Here is an 18,216-nt window from a genome sequence, read left to right as displayed (position 1 = left end):
TATATTATTTATTAATGAAGAYGGTTTTTAGAGTATCGCGATAAATCACTTGGAATTGCAATCCTTCTGATAATGCGGCAAGCGGAACATATAACGTGCTTGCTTTGCCAACGGTATGGATGAAAGCAGGAGGTGCATTTAGTGCTTTAACTGTACCGTTTTCACGGAAAGAGGATTGTCCTACCGTTATATCCACCGCTCGATCGGCAACTTTTATAGTTGCCGTCTGCGCAGCGGCGTTCCATTTGGTGGTAGCGCCTAATGCGTCTGCAATGCTCCGAAGCGGTACGAAGGTGCGATTTTGAACAACCATTGGTTTAGATGCGCTAATCATTTCTTTTCCATTAACGACAATAGCAAGCGCAGCCTTACTATCCTTTGCTCTTGGCTTAACAATACGATAATCTCCCCAAATGGCCTTCGAAAAGGATTTCCCCATTGCAGCATAACCCGCCCTGCTAGGATGTATGTCCCCTTTTGCAATTGATGTATAGCTTAGCTCATTATCTATGAAGGAAGAGGAGACATTTGCGATTTTAACATTAAATCCTTCTTTCACAAGCCGATCGATTATCTGATTTAAGCGTTCCCGCAGCTGCTTGATGCTATCCTTCAGAAACAACCGGTCAGCCTCAGGGTAAAGAGGAAAGATGAGCGATCCTACCTTTAATGGAGGAGGTATTGGTAGATATTGATCTGCGATAATGATTTGGGCATTTGGCTGCTGAGAAAGCAGCAATCTTAGAGCAGGCTCAAGCTCCGTCTCGTAAGTGTCCAAAGCCTTGTCCAGCACAGCAGTCGTCTCGGCACGATCGGCACCCTTATTTAGCTTGTCGAGAACAGCATACAAGTCGTTGCCGCCTATTGTCATTACGATTAGATCAGCTTCACTTAAGGCAGAGCGGAGCAGCGATGTTTCAGCAAATATTCGCTCTGCGCGTGGATCGGGCAGTCCACTCTGAATATCAGAGCTTTTTACGCTGGCACCGCTCACAACGGCTTCAATCCATCGCTTTAATCCTGATGTTTGGAGCCCTAGCACCCCATAATTGATGTACTCTGCACGAAGTCCATGGAATAAAGCTTGTTCGTATACATGCTCTACGAAGCCATATGGAATGGATTGTTCGGTAAAGCCATATTCGTAGCCGGCAGTTAATGAATCACCAACCGCGACGATGCGGTAAGTGTGATCATCTTTCTTTTTGTCAACTACAGAGGCAGCATGAGCAGTAGGAGCGTTATTCCCGGCAGTGCTTATACTTAGTGGAGAGAAAATACCGGTTGTAAGCACGATAGCGATCAATACTGACGATGCAGCGCGAAACGCCGCTTTCCTAAACTTGCTATACAATAAGTACACACTCCTCTGTTAAAATAAAAGGAAATAAAAACTGCAGGGTATGCTATGATGATACTCCGCAGAGAATCGAAGCTAACGCCTTCCAAAACCATCTTCAATAATTGAATTTGTAGTAAAATAGTGCAAACTATTATGAAAATATTAAATTGATTCCGCTTTGGCCTAATGATAAAATAACAGGATAATCGCTATGACGCGGTAAAGGCCGGGTGTGGTCAATTAAACGTTAACGCTCTATAAGAGACGTTTCCGTTTAGCTTAGGAATGTCAAGGAGCAGGCCGGTGTGCCTCGCTGACTACCATTCTATGATAAAACAAGCCAAAAATGAAGCGTAATGCGTATTCATCGGTGCTTAATTTCAACACGTTCACGCTTACCCAAAAATCTTCTCATAGAAAGGTTGCTCACAATGAAAGAACATATTTTGGGATTGCCGCCGAAGCAGGGGCTCTATGATCCGCAGTTTGAGAAAGACGCATGCGGCATGGGCTTTGTGGCCAACATCAAGGGAATCAAGTCACACAAGGTCATTCGCCAAGCGCTGATGCTGCTCGAGAATATGGAGCATCGCGGTGGTCAAGGCAGCGAACCGAATACGGGAGATGGAGCAGGTATTTTACTTCAAATTCCTCATACATTTTTTGCGGCTGAATTAAAGAAGCAAGAAATTGTACTTCCCGCCGAAGGACACTATGCCGTAGGTATGATTTTTATGCCGCAGGATGAAGAAGCTCGCCGTGCAATTGAGCGTGAAGTGGAAACGATCGTTCAAGAGGAGAACCAATCGGTTATCGGTTGGCGTACGGTTCCAACGGATGATAAGAAACTGGGTGAATCCGCATTAGCTGTTAAGCCTTATGTTCGTCAATTGTTTATCGGCATGAACGACAGCCTGAAGGACAATATGGCATTTGAACGCAAATTATATGTTATTCGTAAGCGCGCTGAGCTTGCGATTCGTTATGCCGGCAAAGAAGGCGGCAATATGTTTTACTTCTCTAGCCTATCCTCCAGAAAAATCGTATATAAAGGAATGCTTACGACAGAGCAGGTGCGTTCGTTCTATACCGAGCTGAACGATGAATCCGTTGTTTCGGCAATGGCGCTTGTACATTCCCGTTTTAGTACGAATACATTCCCAAGCTGGGAACGCGCTCATCCTTTCCATTATATGATTCATAACGGAGAAATTAATACCCTTCGCGGCAATGTGAACTGGATGCATGCCCGTCAAACCTTGTTTGCCTCTGAATTGTTCGGTGATGATATCGAGAAAATCAAACCTGTTATTAACCCAGATGGATCGGATACAGCAATGTTCGACAACACGCTGGAGTTCCTATTCTTGTCCGGTCGTTCGATGGCACATGCCGCAATGATGATGGTGCCAGAGCCTTGGTCCAATCATGAGAGCATGAGCGACGAGCGCAAAGCATTTTATGAATACCACAGCACATTGATGGAGCCATGGGATGGCCCAGCTGCGCTTGGTTTTACTGACGGCGTAAAAATCGGTGCGGTGCTTGACCGCAATGGTCTTCGTCCAGCTCGTTATTACGTAACGAAGGACGATCATATTATTCTCGGCTCCGAGGCTGGAACCGTGGAGATTCCGCCAGAGGATATTTTGTACAAAGACCGCTTGCGTCCAGGGCGCATGCTGCTTGTAGATACAGAGCAAGGCCGCATCATTTCTGATGAAGAAGTGAAAGCGGAAATCGAGACCGAGCATCCATATCGCGAATGGCTGAATGAGCATCTTGTTGATTTGGAAGATTTGCCGGAAGCTCCTGAGCTGCCAGAACCAAACCATGCTACTGTTCAAATGAGACAGCAAGCATTCGGATACACATTTGAAGACATTCGCAAAGTGCTTGAGCCGATGGCTGGCAGCGGCATGGAGCCTATCGCTTCAATGGGTTATGATGCACCGCTGGCGGTGTTGTCAGAGCGTCCGCAGCGTTTGTACAATTACTTCAAGCAGTTGTTTGCACAAGTTACGAATCCGCCTATTGATGCGATTCGTGAGGAGATTATTACTGCGACAGGTACAACGATTGGTCCAGAACGCAATCTGCTTAATCCAGAGCCAGAGAGCTGCCGACACATCAAATTGGATACGCCTATTTTGTCTAATGAGCAATTCGCCAAGCTGCGCCATGTGCGCCGTCCTGGCTTCCGTTCCATTACACTCCCGATCTTCTTCCCTGCAAATGAGGGTGAGACGGGCTTGCGCGCTGCGCTTACACAAATGTGTGAAGCGGCTGATCGTGTTATTGCGAAGGGACATAATCTGCTTATTCTATCCGATCGTGGCGTCGACAAGGAAAATGCTGCAATTCCAGCTTTGCTGGCAGTAGCGGCACTGCATCATCATCTTATTCGCCAAGGTACACGGACAAAGGTTGCTATTTTGCTGGAATCCGGCGAACCTCGTGAAGTGCATCACTATGCATTGCTGCTTGGTTACGGCGTAAGCGCAGTTAACCCTTATCTTGCATTTGAATCGCTTGACGACATGATTAAGCAAGGCATGCTTCGCGGCGTATCACATGATAAAGCAGTGAAAAATTATATTAAAGCAGCCACTAAAGGCGTTATTAAAATATTGTCCAAAATGGGTATCTCGACCATTCAATCCTACCGTGGTGCTCAAATTTTTGAAGCGCTCGGTTTGAAAGAAGATGTGATTAACGAGTACTTCACATGGACACCGTCCCGCATCGGCGGCATCGGTCTAGATGTTATTGCTGAAGAGACGTTGAAGCACCATAACCGCGCTTTCGCTGAGCAAGAAGGCGGAGAGAAAGAGCTTGACTCTGGCGGTGATTACCAGTGGCGTAAAGATGGCGAAGACCATTTGTTTACACCGCAAACAATTCATACGCTGCAAATGGCTTCTCGTGCGAATGACTACAAGCTATACAAAAAGTTCTCTGCGCTTGTACAGGGCGAGGACAAAAAACATCTTACGCTTCGTTCTTTGCTCAAGTTTAAGGAAGGCCGTCAAGCCGTTCCGCTTGAGGAAGTTGAATCACTTGAATCCATCGTAAAACGCTTCAAAACAGGTGCGATGTCATTTGGTTCAATCAGTAAAGAAGCCCATGAGAGTCTGGCTATTGCGATGAACCGCCTAGGCGGCAAATCCAATACGGGCGAAGGTGGAGAAGATCCAGCACGCTTTATACCAGATGCGAATGGCGACTCCAGACGCAGTGCGATTAAACAAGTAGCATCGGGACGTTTTGGCGTAACGAGCAACTACTTGGTTAATGCAGATGAGATTCAAATTAAAATGGCTCAAGGCGCTAAGCCTGGTGAGGGCGGTCAACTGCCTGGCCTTAAAGTATATCCTTGGGTAGCCGAGGTTCGTGGTTCCACGCCTGGCGTAGGACTGATCTCGCCGCCGCCGCATCACGATATTTATTCTATTGAGGATTTGGCAGAGCTTGTTCATGACTTGAAAAATGCTAATCCACGCGCAAGAATCAATGTAAAGCTGGTATCTGGTGTTGGCGTTGGTACGATTGCGACTGGCGTTGCGAAAGGCCGCGCAGATGTTATTATGGTCAGCGGTTATGATGGCGGAACTGGAGCTTCTCCAATGGGCTCGATTCGTCACGCAGGTTTGCCGTGGGAGCTTGGTCTTGCAGAAACACATCAAACGCTAATGCTAAACAAATTGCGTGACCGTGTTGTTCTTGAGACAGATGGCAAAATGATGAATGGCCGTGACGTTGCGATTGCTGTACTGCTTGGAGCAGAAGAATATGGCTTCTCGACGGCTCCGCTTATCGTGCTAGGCTGCATCATGATGCGTGTATGCCAATTGGATACTTGTCCAGTAGGCGTTGCAACTCAAAATCCTGAGCTTCGCAAAAAATTTATGGGCGATCCTAGCCATGTTGTTAACTACCTGCGCTTCATTGCTGAAGAGCTGCGTGAGATAATGGCAGAGCTCGGTTTCCGTACCATTCAAGAAATGGTTGGCCGCGTCGATATTTTGGAAACGAAGCAGCTGCTTGAGCATTACAAAGCAAAAGGTATTGATCTCTCTGGCTTGCTGTACGAAGCTGATCTGCCACAGGATGCAGTTCGCTACAATGTTCAAGAGCAAAACCATGGTCTTGAATTGTCGCTTGATATGCAGCAGCTCGTTCCACTTGCAAAGGCTGCGATTGAGAATGGCGAGCGCGTGCGCGGAACATTCCCTATTTTGAACACGAACCGTGTTGTTGGTACGATTCTTGGTAGCGAAGTTACCCGTAAATACGGTGCAGCAGGTTTGCCGGAAGATACGATTTCTTACCATTTTGTCGGAACGGCTGGCCAAAGCTTTGGTGCATTCGTGCCAAAAGGAATCACGTTGTCAATCGAAGGCGATTCGAATGACTATGTAGGAAAAGGGCTATCCGGCGGTAAAATCATTGTAGCACCGTCACCAAAGGCAACTTTTGTGGCTGAGGACAATGTTATTATCGGTAACACAGCGCTGTATGGTGCTACTAGCGGTCAAGCCTATATCCGCGGTGCAGCTGGCGAACGCTTCGCTGTTCGGAACAGCGGCGCAAATGTAGTTGTAGAAGGTGTCGGCGATCATGGCTGTGAGTATATGACAGGCGGACGCGTCGTTATTCTTGGCCTCACAGGTCGTAACTTTGCGGCAGGTATGTCTGGCGGAGTCGCGTATATCTACGATGAGAAAGGCGATTTCTACAATCATTGCAATCTGGAGATGGTATTGCTGGAGCGCCTAGAAGATTCTGTAGATGTTGCTGAACTTCGTGGTTTGATTGAATCACATGTTAAGTATACAGAGAGTGCGATTGGTAACCGTCTATTGAATGATTGGGAAGCATCGCTTTCGAAATTCGTTAAAGTTATTCCTAAGGACTACAAGCGTATGCTTGAACAGATCCGCAAGGTTGAAGATACAGGCTTAGTGGGCGAAGCGGCACTTCTTGCAGCGTTCGAAGCGAACAAGAAAGAGCTTGCACGCGCAGGCGGCAAGTAATTCAGACTTATTTTATAAATCGTATATACGAGTAAAGGGACTGTCCCTGAAGTAGCTTCATTACTTCAGACGACAGTCCCTTTTGTTTTTCGACAAAATGCCACCAAATTAGAAGAAAGCCGCGCCCATTAACCGACATATTCCATCCGCGGACTCGGGTATAATGATGTTAATATATCTATCATTATTAGTAATTTATATGTAGTTGGTCAGAGGTTAAGAGATAAAGTAGAGATGGATAGCGGAGAGGGAGCTTGGGACGCAGCCGTCACTGTACTTGAAATAGATTTCTTGCTAGATGAATAGGCATTAATAGAAATGGAGTCCAGTATTTGAGCTGTAACAAGGATTGTTATTGCTATTAGGTATGATGGAGGAATTAAGCATGGCGATGAATTCAAATGATGCCTCGCGCAACCACATTAGGCTACGCTTTACAGAGGGCGTTAAGGCAGAGCTGCGGCTAATTAGTAAAGATGGACAATTGTTGACGCCGTCTACGACTACAGTACTTCTACTTAATTTAAGCCAAAATGGTTTATGCTTCTTATCCGGCTTGCAATTACCGATTCAATCCAATTATCTTGTTGAATTTCGAATGACGATTTCGAATGTACAGATTATGATTCGCGGTCGGATCGTTTGGAATTTGAAACAAGATAATCAATTCGCTCATGGCGTGTTGTTTGAATGCTCGAATACACTTCGCTCTCTTATTATTGGTGTCATGAACCAAGAAATATTAGAAAGTCAGCCACAGCAGAAAAAAATTCATTATTTATACAGCAGATTATTGAATACAAAACGGCTGTATTACAGTAGTTAACGATCTGATAGGAAGTAGAATTCAATAACAACTTAGAAGGGGGACATGCTTTGAAAATTATTTTGTTATCAGGCGGATCTGGAAAGAGATTATGGCCTTTGTCGAATAGTAGTCGAGCAAAACAATATTTAACTGTACTGGAGAGTCCAAACGGCGGCATGGAATCAATGCTGCAGCGTATATGGCGCCAGTTGGAAGAGTCGGATTTGCAGGAGCATACTCGCATTTCGACTTGCCGTGAGCAGGTGGAGATTTTACAAAGACAGGTTGGTGTAAAAGCACCGCTTATCATTGAGCCTGAGCAGCGTGACACGTTTCCTGCGATAGCGTTATCCGCTGCTTATTTGTATTCAATCGCGGGCGTATCTTTAAATGAAACGGTCATTGTCATACCAGTTGATGCTTATGTAAGCTGTGATTTTTTCTCATGTATAAGAGGACTTCCAAAGTTGATCAGAGAAAGCAAATCTGAGCTGCTTATGGTTGGGACTAAGCCAAGTTATCCGTCAGAGCAATATGGATATATCGTTCCAGAAGCCAATCGGCACAGCAATGATGATGATAGCTATGAACGTAGAGTACATTCATTCAAAGAGAAACCGTATGAGGCTGAAGCTAATCAATTAATAAAAGGCGGAGCGTTATGGAATAGCGGTATTTACGCTTTCAAGCTTGATTATATGATTACTTTGCTCATGAATCGCAGGCTGCCTATCCATTATGACGAATTATATAAACAATATACGAAAATTCCTAAATCAAGTTTCGAAATTGAAGTATCGCAAAAAGAAACCTCTCGTTCAGTTATCTGCTACGATGGTGAGTGGAAAGATCTTGGCACATGGAAAACATTATCCGAGGAACTAGCCTTTGAACGACTAGGCATGGGCGAAATATCGGATGACAGCGAGCAATCACAGCTCATCAATGAGCTGGACATTCCTATCTCCATTATTGGGCTTACGAATGTGATTGTTGCGGCAAGTCCCGACGGCATTTTGGTTACTAGCAAAAATGCGAGTAATGAGCTCGATGCGAAGCTTAAGCTCATGAATGAGCGTCCAAAGTATGAGGAGCGCAGGTGGGGGCATTCCAAGATTGTTGATTCCGTTGTCTTGTCATCAGGAACTCATTGTGTTACTAAGCGGGTTTTTGTTGCAGCTGGCCAAAATATAAGCTATCAAATGCATTTTAAGCGAAGAGAAGCGTGGACCATTATCTCCGGAGAGGGAGTGCTAATTCTGGATGATCTGTACCGTCACGTTGAGCCAGGCGATACCGTATCGATTCCGGAGAGAACGAGGCACAGCCTGCGGGCAATTACGGACGTTGAGCTAATTGAGGTTCAGACAGGCAAACAGATTAATGAGGATGACATTATAAGGCTTGGAACGACATGGGATGAAATCACTAGTCAATTAAATAGTGTATAATATGCTGTTAAAGCATGTTTGGGATGGATTGCAATCGACGTTATGATAGAACTTCTGCCATTTAACGCTTAATGCCGTTTTTAATGTTGAGGTTGATACAATCATTACGAAAGAGAGAGGGAGCGATCTATCGAATGATATGTTCAAAGGACCGTTTTTATTGTGTTAGTTGCGGGGAGATGCTTTTAAGTCCTGAAGCAGATATTTTGTTTCGAACAGGATTTTTCCGAGTGGTACATCCAATGGGTTATTGCTTAACATGCAGCGTGGAGCAGGATAGGCTGGATGCTATAGTAGGATCGCCGGGTAAGACCAGTAACTATGACTATAAAATGTTCCTTCGTGCAGATGCGAAAGTTGCCGAACATGTTATACAGCCCTATCGCACAAATGATAATGAGAGCCTCTGCCCTACAGTTTAACTGTAGAGTAGAGGTGTATTTTTTTGTAAACTACCAATTGTTTCCTTAATCGTTTATAATGAATAGGATTTGGATTTTTGAAGGAGGAGCACAAATATGGATCAGCCTATTGTTAAATTAAAAAATGTAACCAAAAAAATCGGCGGCAGAACGATTATTGATCGCTTAACGCTTGATATCCCACTTGGGGAAGTATTTGGTTTCCTTGGTCCCAACGGCTCGGGTAAAACCACTACGATTCGAATGATGGTTGGCTTAATGTCGCTCACAGATGGTGAAATCACTATTGGAGGACATAGCATTACAAAGGAATACGAAAAGGCAATTCGCCATGTTGGAGCGATTGTTGAGAATCCTGAAATGTACAAATACTTGAGCGGCTATGATAATTTAATTCATTATGCACGAATGATTCCAGGCATTACAGAGCATCGTGTTCATGAGGTTGTTAAGCTTGTTGGTCTTGAAGGGCGAATTCGGGATAAGGTGAAAACCTATTCGCTCGGCATGCGGCAGCGGCTTGGCGTAGCACAGGCTATTTTGCATAAACCTCAGCTGCTTATTTTGGATGAGCCTACGAATGGCTTGGATCCGGCAGGGATAAGAGAGCTTCGTGATTATTTGCGCATGCTTTCCAAAGAAGAAGGTATTGCTGTATTTGTATCGAGCCACTTATTATCGGAAATGGAGCTTATGTGTGATCGTGTCGCGATCATTCAAAATGGCAAGCTCATAGACGTGCGAACCATTAAGGGCGAGCATGCAGCTAAAGTACATAACCGTGTTGTTATTGAAGTAGACAGTCAGCAGGCTGCGATGGATGTGCTGTTCACATCTGGCATTTCCGCGGTGCTTGAAGGCAGAGATGCCATAGCGGTTGAAACGGATAAGGAAAACACAGCTGCCATTAATGCTTCTCTCGTTCATGCTGGAATCAAGGTTTATGGCATTCGCGTACAGGTTAAGACACTTGAAGATCAATTTTTAGAAGTGACAGGAGGGGAACGAATTGGGTAATTTTTTGCCGCTTATTCAAAATGAGAATATGAAAATTTACCGTCGTCCTCGCACATGGGTGATGACCGGTATATTGGTTTTGTTAGTTCTGGCGATTTCTATTTTATGGGTAATATTCGGCGGTAGAGATGCTTCGATGTGGGATGTTGCTTTTATGGAATCCTCCATTTTGTTTCTGCTCGTTACGATCTTTACCGTAGTAATCGCTGCTGGCGGCGTCGCCGAGGAATTTACGAGTGGCACTATCAAGCTTCTGCTTATCAGGCCTTGGTCACGCTCGAAAATATTGTTGTCTAAATATATTTCGATCATGATATTCGCTCTTTTGCTTGCTATTGTACTGTTTGCTACGACGATATTCGTGAACTGGATTTGCTTCGGCATTAATGCGTCGCCGGATATAAAGCCAACCTTCGTTGGAGATGAAGGAACGAATCCATTTTCGTATATGCTTAAGTATTATGGCTTAACGTTAATTTCGCTTGTTGTTACCGTAACGCTTGCGTTTATGCTCTCTACTGTATTCCGCAGCAGCGGTTTAGCGATTGGTATGGCATTGTTTCTTCTTCTAGGCGTGAACAGCTTTATTGGATTAATTGCGATGCTCGATTACAATTGGATCGATTATCTATTGTTTATTCATTTGAACCTAACGCAATACTTGGATGGAAATCCGATGAGAGAGGGCATGACCTTAGGCTTTTCGCTTGTGGTGCTCGGTGTTTATTATGCTCTTTTCATCGCCATTACATGGTATACCTTTAAGAAACGCGATGTTGCAGCTTAGATTTTAGATGAATTAAAAAAGCCGTTTCTATACATGCTGCTTCTTCGGAAGACATGCACGTGTAGAACGGCTTTTTTGCTGTATTATCCTGCTTGGCGAGATTTCTCTTTGGATTCTTTAATTACTGCTTCTTTACCGATGATGTGTGGTGCATCGGATTCTACTGGCACACGATTTTTGCTGTCAGCTGCTTGCTCCATGTAGCAGTTGCCATTCAGCTTGCCGCCATCTTGAATGATAAGTGTTTGGGTTGTAATTGCCCCCGTTAACGTGCCGGAGGAAGTAATGATTAGCCTCCCCTTGGTGACGATATCTCCGAAAACCTTTCCTGCAATGGTAATATCGCGCGCCGTAATATTCGAGCGAGCAAGACCACATTCTCCAATGATTACGTCAGCTTTGCATTCGATATCGCCTCGGTGCTCCCCTTCAATGCGAAGACTTGCTTCACAAATTAGCCGGCCCTCGCTTATCGTGCCTTGGCCAATTAATGTATCAGTGGCTGCCAGCCGCTTATGGTCCTTGAACATAAACATTAATCCTCCTTTATTAATGACAAAAATGGTAAAGGGTTAACAGGCTCGTTTTTCTGCATAATTTGAAAATGCAAATGCGGGCCAGTGCTTCTGCCGCTCGATCCGAGCAAACCGATCTTTTCGCCTCGAACCACGGTGTCGCCTTCTTTCGCTTCGATTTCCTTTAAGTGCATATAGGCGCTTTGCAGGCCTCCGAGATGATCAATGATAATATACTTGCCCAGTGAGTTATTGAAGCCAGTGTCCGATACTGTGCCGTCTGCTGCGCTAAATATGGGATCTCCTAGCTTGCCAGTGATGTCTAGTCCAGCGTGGAAAGCCGTTCGTCCAGTAAAAGGATCTCTTCGATAACCAAATCCAGAGGTCAGCATTTTGGAGCGTGTCGGCCAGCCGGAAGGATAAGCATCAACGGAGACTCGCGTCGCTTGTGCAAGCTGCAGTGTCAACGTTAATGAATCCTCCATCGTCTCGACCATCCGTTGCAAATCGGCGAGATGAAGTCCTGTTTCCTGTGCGAGCAAAACAAACTGTTTGCTTTGCTTCGAATCGTTAAAGCTCCGATTTCCTGTTGAGGAAGTATCGGAAAGAATTTTTACAGTTGTCTCACTTTTGTCTATTGGCGTCAGATAGGTAGAGGTTTCAAGTTTGCTGCCATAGTTTGCGATAAATTGCTTCAGCTTTAGTTCGAGCTGCTGCAGATCATCGATTTTCTCTTTCATTTCATTTGCTTGCTCTGACAATCCGATTATTTCTTGCTGCAGCGAGACAATAGCTTCGTTTTTATCGGAAACGGTTTGGGCAAATAGTTCGTCTTGTTGTGACATCTGTTCTTCCAATTGGTTCATTTCATAGGCCGACTTTATTTGAAGCCCCGCAATACAGCCCGTAACCGCTATTACTACCGCTGTTGGAGCGGCAAAGACCGATCGCTTTGAAACGTGAAACTGTTTAACGGTTTTGTCAGCGCCGCGCAGCACGACAAAAGACCATTTTGGCTTCTGGACTCGTTTCAATAGACTTCTCCTTCCTACTTAAGATTGGCTATAAACGATCAGAACGTTCTATTGCTATTTATTCTTAAACGAAGTAAAACATGCCATAAAACTTGCGTGAAACATACAAGAAACTTGCGTGAAACTTGTATGAAACGAGAAAGACTGCCCGTCGCACATGAATTGTGCAAGCGGGCAGTCTTTGTAATACGAGATCATTACAACACTTTATTGTGCCGAAGCAAGCTCTATTTGGGCAACTGCTTCCTCTATACCTGGTGTCATTGCAAATGCACGGCCTTGCTGCTGCTCGGCTGGAAGTGAAGCTAGCTGACCGATTCTTCTTTTAACTTCGTTAGAGAGATCGACAACCTGCTGAGCATATTGATTTGCTTTAGCTTCATCCTTTTCTGTAAGTGCAGTTTGATTTGCTTTGGCGTATGAGGTTATCGCAGCTTCATATAAATTGATATCCCAAGGGAATTTTTTGACGCCTTCATTAATCGTTGCGAGCGACTCTTCAAAAAGTCCTTTTTCTTGCAGAAAACGATATTCCGACATTAGAAGGCTTCGATTATAAGGATCATATTTTCTGCCTTCTTTTACAGTACTAAGAGCTTGGTCAAGGAATGTAGCGGTGTTCGTTTGCTTATAAGCCTGCTCCAGCCAGTCAGCTTTCGTTAGTTTATAATAAGGCTGTGTTGGTGAAGACTTAATGGCACGATCAAGTATAGGCAGAAGTTGTTCTAAAGAAGTTTGCTGCCCAACTGCCAAATCGATAGCTTTATTATAGTTACTAGTTGCGTTAGTTTCACGAATGGCAATGACTAGAAGGAATATAGACAATAACGCCATAACCGCTGGATATGCGATTTTTGGCCAAGATTTATTAAGCTTGCCATTCATACGTTCGATTATTAGCTTGTGGCTATATGGAGCTAGCATACAACCGAGAGAAATAAAGACGAGAGAGATAATATAAATATAGCTCATATCAAAATCGATCACACTGTGGACTAGCAGCGCCAAAGAAAAAATGAAAAAGACAAAATGGCTGCCTCTAAGCTCGGGATAACGAATAAAGGATCGGATGTATAAAAAATATACAAACGCGAGCAGTCCGACGATTGCTAGTAGTCCAAGCCAACCGCTCTCCACAAGAACTTGTACAAAGAAGCTATGTGCTTGTCTGCTCCAATAAGGGTTATTCTGATATTGCTCAAACATGGCTTGCCAAGCGCCGCCGCCGCCTCCAAGCAGAGGGTAATCCTCAGCTACACGAAGACCGTCTTTGTAAAAGGTTAAACGTTCCAAAACGCTGTGCTGTTGGAGGTTAATATTTTCAAAGCGTGCAGCAATTTTGTCAGGAAGCAAGCCGCGAATAGCACTGCTGCCAAGAAGGCTGACCGCTGCTATAGCAGTAAGCACGATTGTAATGACAGGCACAGCCGCAAAAGACCATTTGTACGAAGAAAGCTTGGTAAGCTTCGTTTCTAGAAAATTAGCAGCTTTGGCATGATAAAGCATAATAAGGCCAGTAACAATGAGTAGGCCGAGCACAAGTAATCCCCAACCCTGCATAGGCAGTGAGCTGAACAAGGAAATTGTACTTGGCGCTTTCGTTTCAGTCGGTTGAACTAGAGTAGCTATTTTATCAGCAATCGTTGTTAGTTTCCCAAGGACAGCCATGGAAACCACTACAGATACGCCCATAAACACGATGTATGTAATTTGCTTCGTTAAGCGTAAGAAAGGCAGCACAATAAGCAGCATAACTGGAATAATAACAATTGCACCGCGCGAATAGGTGAGCATGAATGAAATCCAAATCGGTACAAGCATGGCAGCATGAATGATTCTTGCAGATGGACGCAAGCAGTGAACTGCATAATACAAACTAACTAGAAATAAAGCGACTAGGAAGCCGGCGTATGAGTTTGAGTATTGGAATACCGATGAAAGCCGGTAGCCGTCATGTGCAAGCCATAGCGCATCCTTATAATAGATTTGACCAAAAAGGTTGAGCAAACCAAATAGTACAATTAAATAAGAAGAGAGCATAACCGCGTATTCAATCGTTTTGCGGGTTAGCTTATTTTCTGCAAAATACAGAGCGCCTATGAATAAAGCAGCAAGTAGGAAAAATACGAGAGTCATAAACTTCGCATAATAGGTTGAAACCGCCTGTAATGATGACAACCAATAAATGAAGGGAAGCAGCATGACGGCAATCGACAAAATTCCGCGATAACTGTTCATCTGTGAGTTGCGATACACATAAAATGCAGTAAAGGCAAGCATCACGTAACCGAAGATGAGTGCTCCATAAATAGGGCCTTCAAAGCTTAATTCGTAACCGTTAAACAATGCTCTCTCATAGGGGAAGATGACTAGAAATAGAGCGATTCCAATTGCCCCAATCCACCTCAAAAGCGCAAAATCAGCATTTAAAGTGTTCGTATTCCTTTTTGATTTGTTCCGTGCACTCATTCGTATGTACTCCTCATCCATCGTTATGTAGATATGAAACATTTAGCTTTATTTGTATTTTAACAAATGGGGGAGTAGATTACTATATTAGGACAAGCGATTTGTATGTAGTTTACAAATTTGTAGAATATGAGGTTTTGTCGAAATAGAGAGGGAATCGGAAAAATTCTACAATTTATTCGGTCAGGGGCCCAGATTAAGGTATGATTATAGGTGGAATTTTGGTAAGATAACGAAGGTGGAGTAGATTTTATTGGAGGATTTGAAAAGAGATGAAGATAAGAAAAGCTATTATACCGGCAGCAGGTTTAGGAACCAGATTCCTACCAGCAACAAAAGCTATGCCAAAAGAAATGCTTCCAATTGTTGATAAACCAACCATACAGTACATAGTTGAAGAAGCTGTTGCTTCAGGAATTGAAGATATAATTATTGTAACAGGCAAAGGAAAAAGAGCAATTGAGGATCATTTCGATAGCAGTTTTGAATTGGAAAATAATCTTCGTGAAAAAGGGAAATTTGCATTACTAGATGAAGTACAAAGGTCTTCTAATATGGCAGATATCCATTATATTAGACAGAAAGAACCAAAGGGGCTTGGACATGCTATTTGGTGTGCTCGTAAATTTATTGGAGATGAGCCATTTGCAGTTCTACTTGGTGATGATATTGTTCAAGCAGAGGTTCCTTGTCTAAAACAGATGATAAATCTATTTGAACAAAATGAATCTTCAATTATTGGTGTGCAGCCAGTACCATATAATGAAGTAAGTCGCTATGGTATTGTTGAAACTGAATATATTATGGAAAGATTTTATTCAGTTAAAAACATGGTGGAAAAGCCATCTATAGAGAAAGCACCATCTAACTTAGCAATAATGGGGAGATATATTCTAACACCTGCAATTTTTGAAATTTTATCTAGTCAAAAAGTAGGGGCCGGCGGTGAGATCCAATTAACTGATGCTATAGATAAGCTTGGGAAAATTGAACAGGTATTTGCATATCATTTTGAAGGCAAACGTTATGATGTAGGCGAAAAGCTGGGATTTATTAAAACTACAATTGAGATGGGCTTAAAACATGATGATCTTGGAGAAGGGTTACTTGATTATATAATTGATCTTTATCACTCAAAATTTGTTCGTTTATGATGATTGTATGTAAATATGCGTATGAAATGATCAAAATAATAGTTTTTCAGTGAATTTTAATAACAATAAATGTATATGAGGTAATTTATGTTTGCTAAGAGATTTCAATTAATTCAAAACTATTTATTATCATTATATCAAGCTAGGACGCTTTTGTATGAATTTACAAAAAGAGATTTTCAACAAAGATATAAAGGGTCATTTTTAGGCGTAATTTGGGCAATGATCTCACCATTATTAATGCTAGCTGTGTATAGCTTTATATTTGTTGTTGTATTTAAATCAAGATGGGAAAATATATCAGAGAAAAGTGATTTATTATACACTTTAATGATTTTTTCTGGTTTAATACCATTTACGATTTTCTCTGAATCAGTTAACCGTTCTGTAAGTGTGTTAACTCAAAGTGCTAACTACATTAAAAAAGTAGTAATTAAGTTGGAAATTTTACCAGCAAGCATTGTATTATCCACGGCGATTAATAGTTCATTTTCAATATTACTTTTAGTAATTGGCAAGATTGTTTTTTTGGATACACCTAATGGTGTATTAATATTTGCTCCATTGGTTCTGTTTCCTACAATCATTTTGACTTTAGGAGTATCTTTAATTGTTTCAGCATTAGGAATTTATCTGAGAGATTTAGTGTATATTGTCGGACTTATCATAAATATTCTCTTTTATATGTCTCCTATATTTTATTCAACATCGCTAATTCCAGAAAGATTTAGAGTGTATCTTGAAATTAATCCTTTAAGTCCGATAATCAAAATGTATCGTGATATCTTTATTAATGGACAGTTATTTTCACTTACTAGTTACTTTGTAACATGTATAATAGCTATTTCGTTTTTAATAGTGGGATTAACAGTTTTTAATTTTTTAAGGAAGGGATTTTCTGATGTTATCTGATGAAACAGTTCTAAAGATAAAAGACATAAGTAAGTCATATAAAATGTATGATTCACCAGCTGCGAGATTGTTGGATTTTTTTGATAAAAAAGGAGCAGGCAGATTTGAAGAGTTTCATGCATTAGATAGCATTTCATTTGAAGTGAAACGTGGCGATACCGTTGGGATTGTAGGCAAAAATGGTTCCGGTAAATCAACGCTACTTCAAATACTTGCTGGCACTGTAACTCCTACTTCAGGTTCTATTGAGATAGTTGGAAAGGTTGTAGCATTACTTGAGTTAGGTTCAGGATTTAATCCTGAGTTTTCCGGTCGAGAGAATGTTTATTTAAATGCAGCCATTTACGGAATTAGTAGAGAGGCAATACAAAACAAATTTTCAGAAATTGAAAAATTTGCGGATATTGGAGATCATATTGATCAACCAGTAAAGACTTACTCAAGTGGTATGTTCGCAAGACTTGCTTTTTCTGTTGCTATTAATATGGAACCGGATATATTAATAATAGATGAAATATTAGCAGTAGGCGATGTTGCATTTCAAGCGAAATGTGTTTCTAAAATGAGGCAGTTAAAAGAAAAGGGAGTCACACTATTATTTGTAAGTCATTCAGTAGATTCGATTAAATCAATGTGCAATTCAGCGATTTTGCTTAAAAAAGGGAAGATGATTGAACAAGGAACAGCGGAGAGAATAACTAATCGATACTTAGCAATGGTTAGAGAAGAAATGAACGAAAATGTCGAGGATACTAAACCAATAAATAATGAGCATTTCGTTGAAGAAACAAATGCTCTTAAAGATAGTGATACAAGTGCTTTTAAATATGGAACAGGCGAAATTAGATTTTTAAGTGCCTATATGAGTAATGAAAAAAATGAGTTAACAAAAGTGTACGAGTTTGGAGAACAAGCTACACTTGTTTGTGAAATAACTTCAGATATTGTTGCAGAAAATATAAATGTTTCTTTTTTGGTTAGAGATATTACTGGAGTTGATTTATTTGGAACTACTATGTTCGATGAGAATGTTACATTGATTTCAGTAATACCAAAAGAAAAAAAACAAATTAGGTTTAAATTTCCAGTATCTTTGCGACAAGGAAGTTACTCTATATCTGTAGCAGTTAATGAAGTTACAAATCGTGATTATTCTGATACCTATTTGTATGAGCAAATTGATGGTATTACAGCATTTGAGGTTATCCGGAAGCTGGATCGTCCAGTGCATTATAAGGTGTATATTCCAATTGAAATAAAATTATAAGG

12 protein-coding genes are annotated in these 18,216 nt (G+C 42.1%); 8 read left to right on the top strand and 4 right to left on the bottom strand.

The features are described 5' to 3' along the window. Window positions 1–4 precede the first annotated feature (4 nt). Window positions 5–1,354, bottom strand: coding sequence for an SGNH/GDSL hydrolase family protein (locus tag AC1DM9_RS28755; RefSeq protein ID WP_477583479.1), 1,350 nt, complete (start codon window positions 1,352–1,354; stop codon window positions 5–7). 419 nt (window positions 1,355–1,773) lie between these two features. Here AC1DM9_RS28755 and gltB point away from each other — a divergent pair, with 419 nt between their 5' ends. The 5 genes from gltB (at window position 1,774) to AC1DM9_RS28730 (ending at window position 10,863) form a co-directional block, all read left to right on the top strand. Then, window positions 1,774–6,378: a glutamate synthase large subunit gene (gene gltB, locus AC1DM9_RS28750; protein WP_441876297.1), complete on the top strand. Its 4,605-nt coding sequence runs from the start codon at window positions 1,774–1,776 to the stop codon at window positions 6,376–6,378. A gap of 385 nt (window positions 6,379–6,763) precedes the next feature. Beyond that, the gene (locus tag AC1DM9_RS28745; RefSeq protein WP_076268921.1) at window positions 6,764–7,204 is read left to right on the top strand and encodes a PilZ domain-containing protein; all 441 of its coding nucleotides are present in this window, start codon (window positions 6,764–6,766) and stop codon (window positions 7,202–7,204) included. 50 nt (window positions 7,205–7,254) lie between these two features. Continuing rightward, window positions 7,255–8,637 (top strand): sugar phosphate nucleotidyltransferase, encoded by a 1,383-nt coding sequence (locus tag AC1DM9_RS28740; RefSeq protein ID WP_475443661.1) that lies wholly within the window; start codon window positions 7,255–7,257, stop codon window positions 8,635–8,637. Between the two features lie 518 nt (window positions 8,638–9,155). Beyond that, window positions 9,156–10,076 carry an ABC transporter ATP-binding protein gene (locus AC1DM9_RS28735; RefSeq protein WP_477583477.1) on the top strand — a complete coding sequence of 307 codons (921 nt, stop codon included), beginning with the start codon at window positions 9,156–9,158 and terminating at the stop codon, window positions 10,074–10,076. Then, window positions 10,069–10,863 carry an ABC transporter permease gene (locus tag AC1DM9_RS28730; protein WP_076268918.1) on the top strand — a complete coding sequence of 265 codons (795 nt, stop codon included), beginning with the start codon at window positions 10,069–10,071 and terminating at the stop codon, window positions 10,861–10,863. Before AC1DM9_RS28735 ends, AC1DM9_RS28730 begins: the two co-directional genes overlap by 8 nt. Window positions 10,864–10,946: 83 nt before the next feature. Here AC1DM9_RS28730 and AC1DM9_RS28725 read toward each other — a convergent pair whose 3' ends face one another. The 3 genes from AC1DM9_RS28725 to AC1DM9_RS28715 form a co-directional block, all read right to left on the bottom strand. Continuing rightward, window positions 10,947–11,393 carry a bactofilin family protein gene (locus AC1DM9_RS28725; protein WP_477583475.1) on the bottom strand — a complete coding sequence of 149 codons (447 nt, stop codon included), beginning with the start codon at window positions 11,391–11,393 and terminating at the stop codon, window positions 10,947–10,949. Window positions 11,394–11,398: 5 nt separating this feature from the next. Continuing rightward, window positions 11,399–12,412, bottom strand: coding sequence for a peptidoglycan DD-metalloendopeptidase family protein (locus tag AC1DM9_RS28720; RefSeq protein WP_441876316.1), 1,014 nt, complete (start codon window positions 12,410–12,412; stop codon window positions 11,399–11,401). Between the two features lie 207 nt (window positions 12,413–12,619). Then, a complete protein-coding gene (locus AC1DM9_RS28715) occupies window positions 12,620–14,881 on the bottom strand; it encodes an O-antigen ligase family protein (RefSeq protein ID WP_477583473.1) in 2,262 nt (753 codons plus the stop codon). Between the two features lie 272 nt (window positions 14,882–15,153). On the opposite strand from AC1DM9_RS28715, the gene galU reads away from it, so the two are divergent. From galU to AC1DM9_RS28700, 3 genes are all read left to right on the top strand, one after another. Continuing rightward, window positions 15,154–16,035 carry a UTP--glucose-1-phosphate uridylyltransferase GalU gene (galU, locus tag AC1DM9_RS28710; protein WP_477551000.1) on the top strand — a complete coding sequence of 294 codons (882 nt, stop codon included), beginning with the start codon at window positions 15,154–15,156 and terminating at the stop codon, window positions 16,033–16,035. Window positions 16,036–16,122: 87 nt separating this feature from the next. Beyond that, on the top strand, window positions 16,123–16,947 hold the full coding sequence (locus AC1DM9_RS28705; protein ID WP_441876324.1) for an ABC transporter permease: 825 nt from the start codon (window positions 16,123–16,125) through the stop codon (window positions 16,945–16,947). Further along, window positions 16,937–18,214 (top strand): ABC transporter ATP-binding protein, encoded by a 1,278-nt coding sequence (locus AC1DM9_RS28700; protein WP_477550999.1) that lies wholly within the window; start codon window positions 16,937–16,939, stop codon window positions 18,212–18,214. Before AC1DM9_RS28705 ends, AC1DM9_RS28700 begins: the two co-directional genes overlap by 11 nt. Window positions 18,215–18,216: the final 2 nt, after the last annotated feature.

The organism is Paenibacillus sp. 01T431, from assembly GCF_056398625.1.
Note: the sequence above shows the minus strand (reverse complement) of the source record. Positions and strands in the feature narration are given on the sequence as shown.

What these genes read in the sequence shown, in the direction of transcription:
- gltB (WP_441876297.1), top strand. Translation starts at nt 1,774, where the DNA reads ATGAAAGAACATATTTTGGGATTGCCGCCGAAGCAGGGGCTCTATGAT.
- AC1DM9_RS28745 (WP_076268921.1), top strand. Translation starts at nt 6,764, where the DNA reads ATGGCGATGAATTCAAATGATGCCTCGCGCAACCACATTAGGCTACGC.
- AC1DM9_RS28735 (WP_477583477.1), top strand. Translation starts at nt 9,156, where the DNA reads ATGGATCAGCCTATTGTTAAATTAAAAAATGTAACCAAAAAAATCGGC.
- AC1DM9_RS28725 (WP_477583475.1), bottom strand. Translation starts at nt 11,393, where the DNA reads ATGTTCAAGGACCATAAGCGGCTGGCAGCCACTGATACATTAATTGGC.
- AC1DM9_RS28715 (WP_477583473.1), bottom strand. Translation starts at nt 14,881, where the DNA reads ATGAGTGCACGGAACAAATCAAAAAGGAATACGAACACTTTAAATGCT.
- galU (WP_477551000.1), top strand. Translation starts at nt 15,154, where the DNA reads ATGAAGATAAGAAAAGCTATTATACCGGCAGCAGGTTTAGGAACCAGA.
- AC1DM9_RS28705 (WP_441876324.1), top strand. Translation starts at nt 16,123, where the DNA reads ATGTTTGCTAAGAGATTTCAATTAATTCAAAACTATTTATTATCATTA.
- AC1DM9_RS28700 (WP_477550999.1), top strand. Translation starts at nt 16,937, where the DNA reads ATGTTATCTGATGAAACAGTTCTAAAGATAAAAGACATAAGTAAGTCA.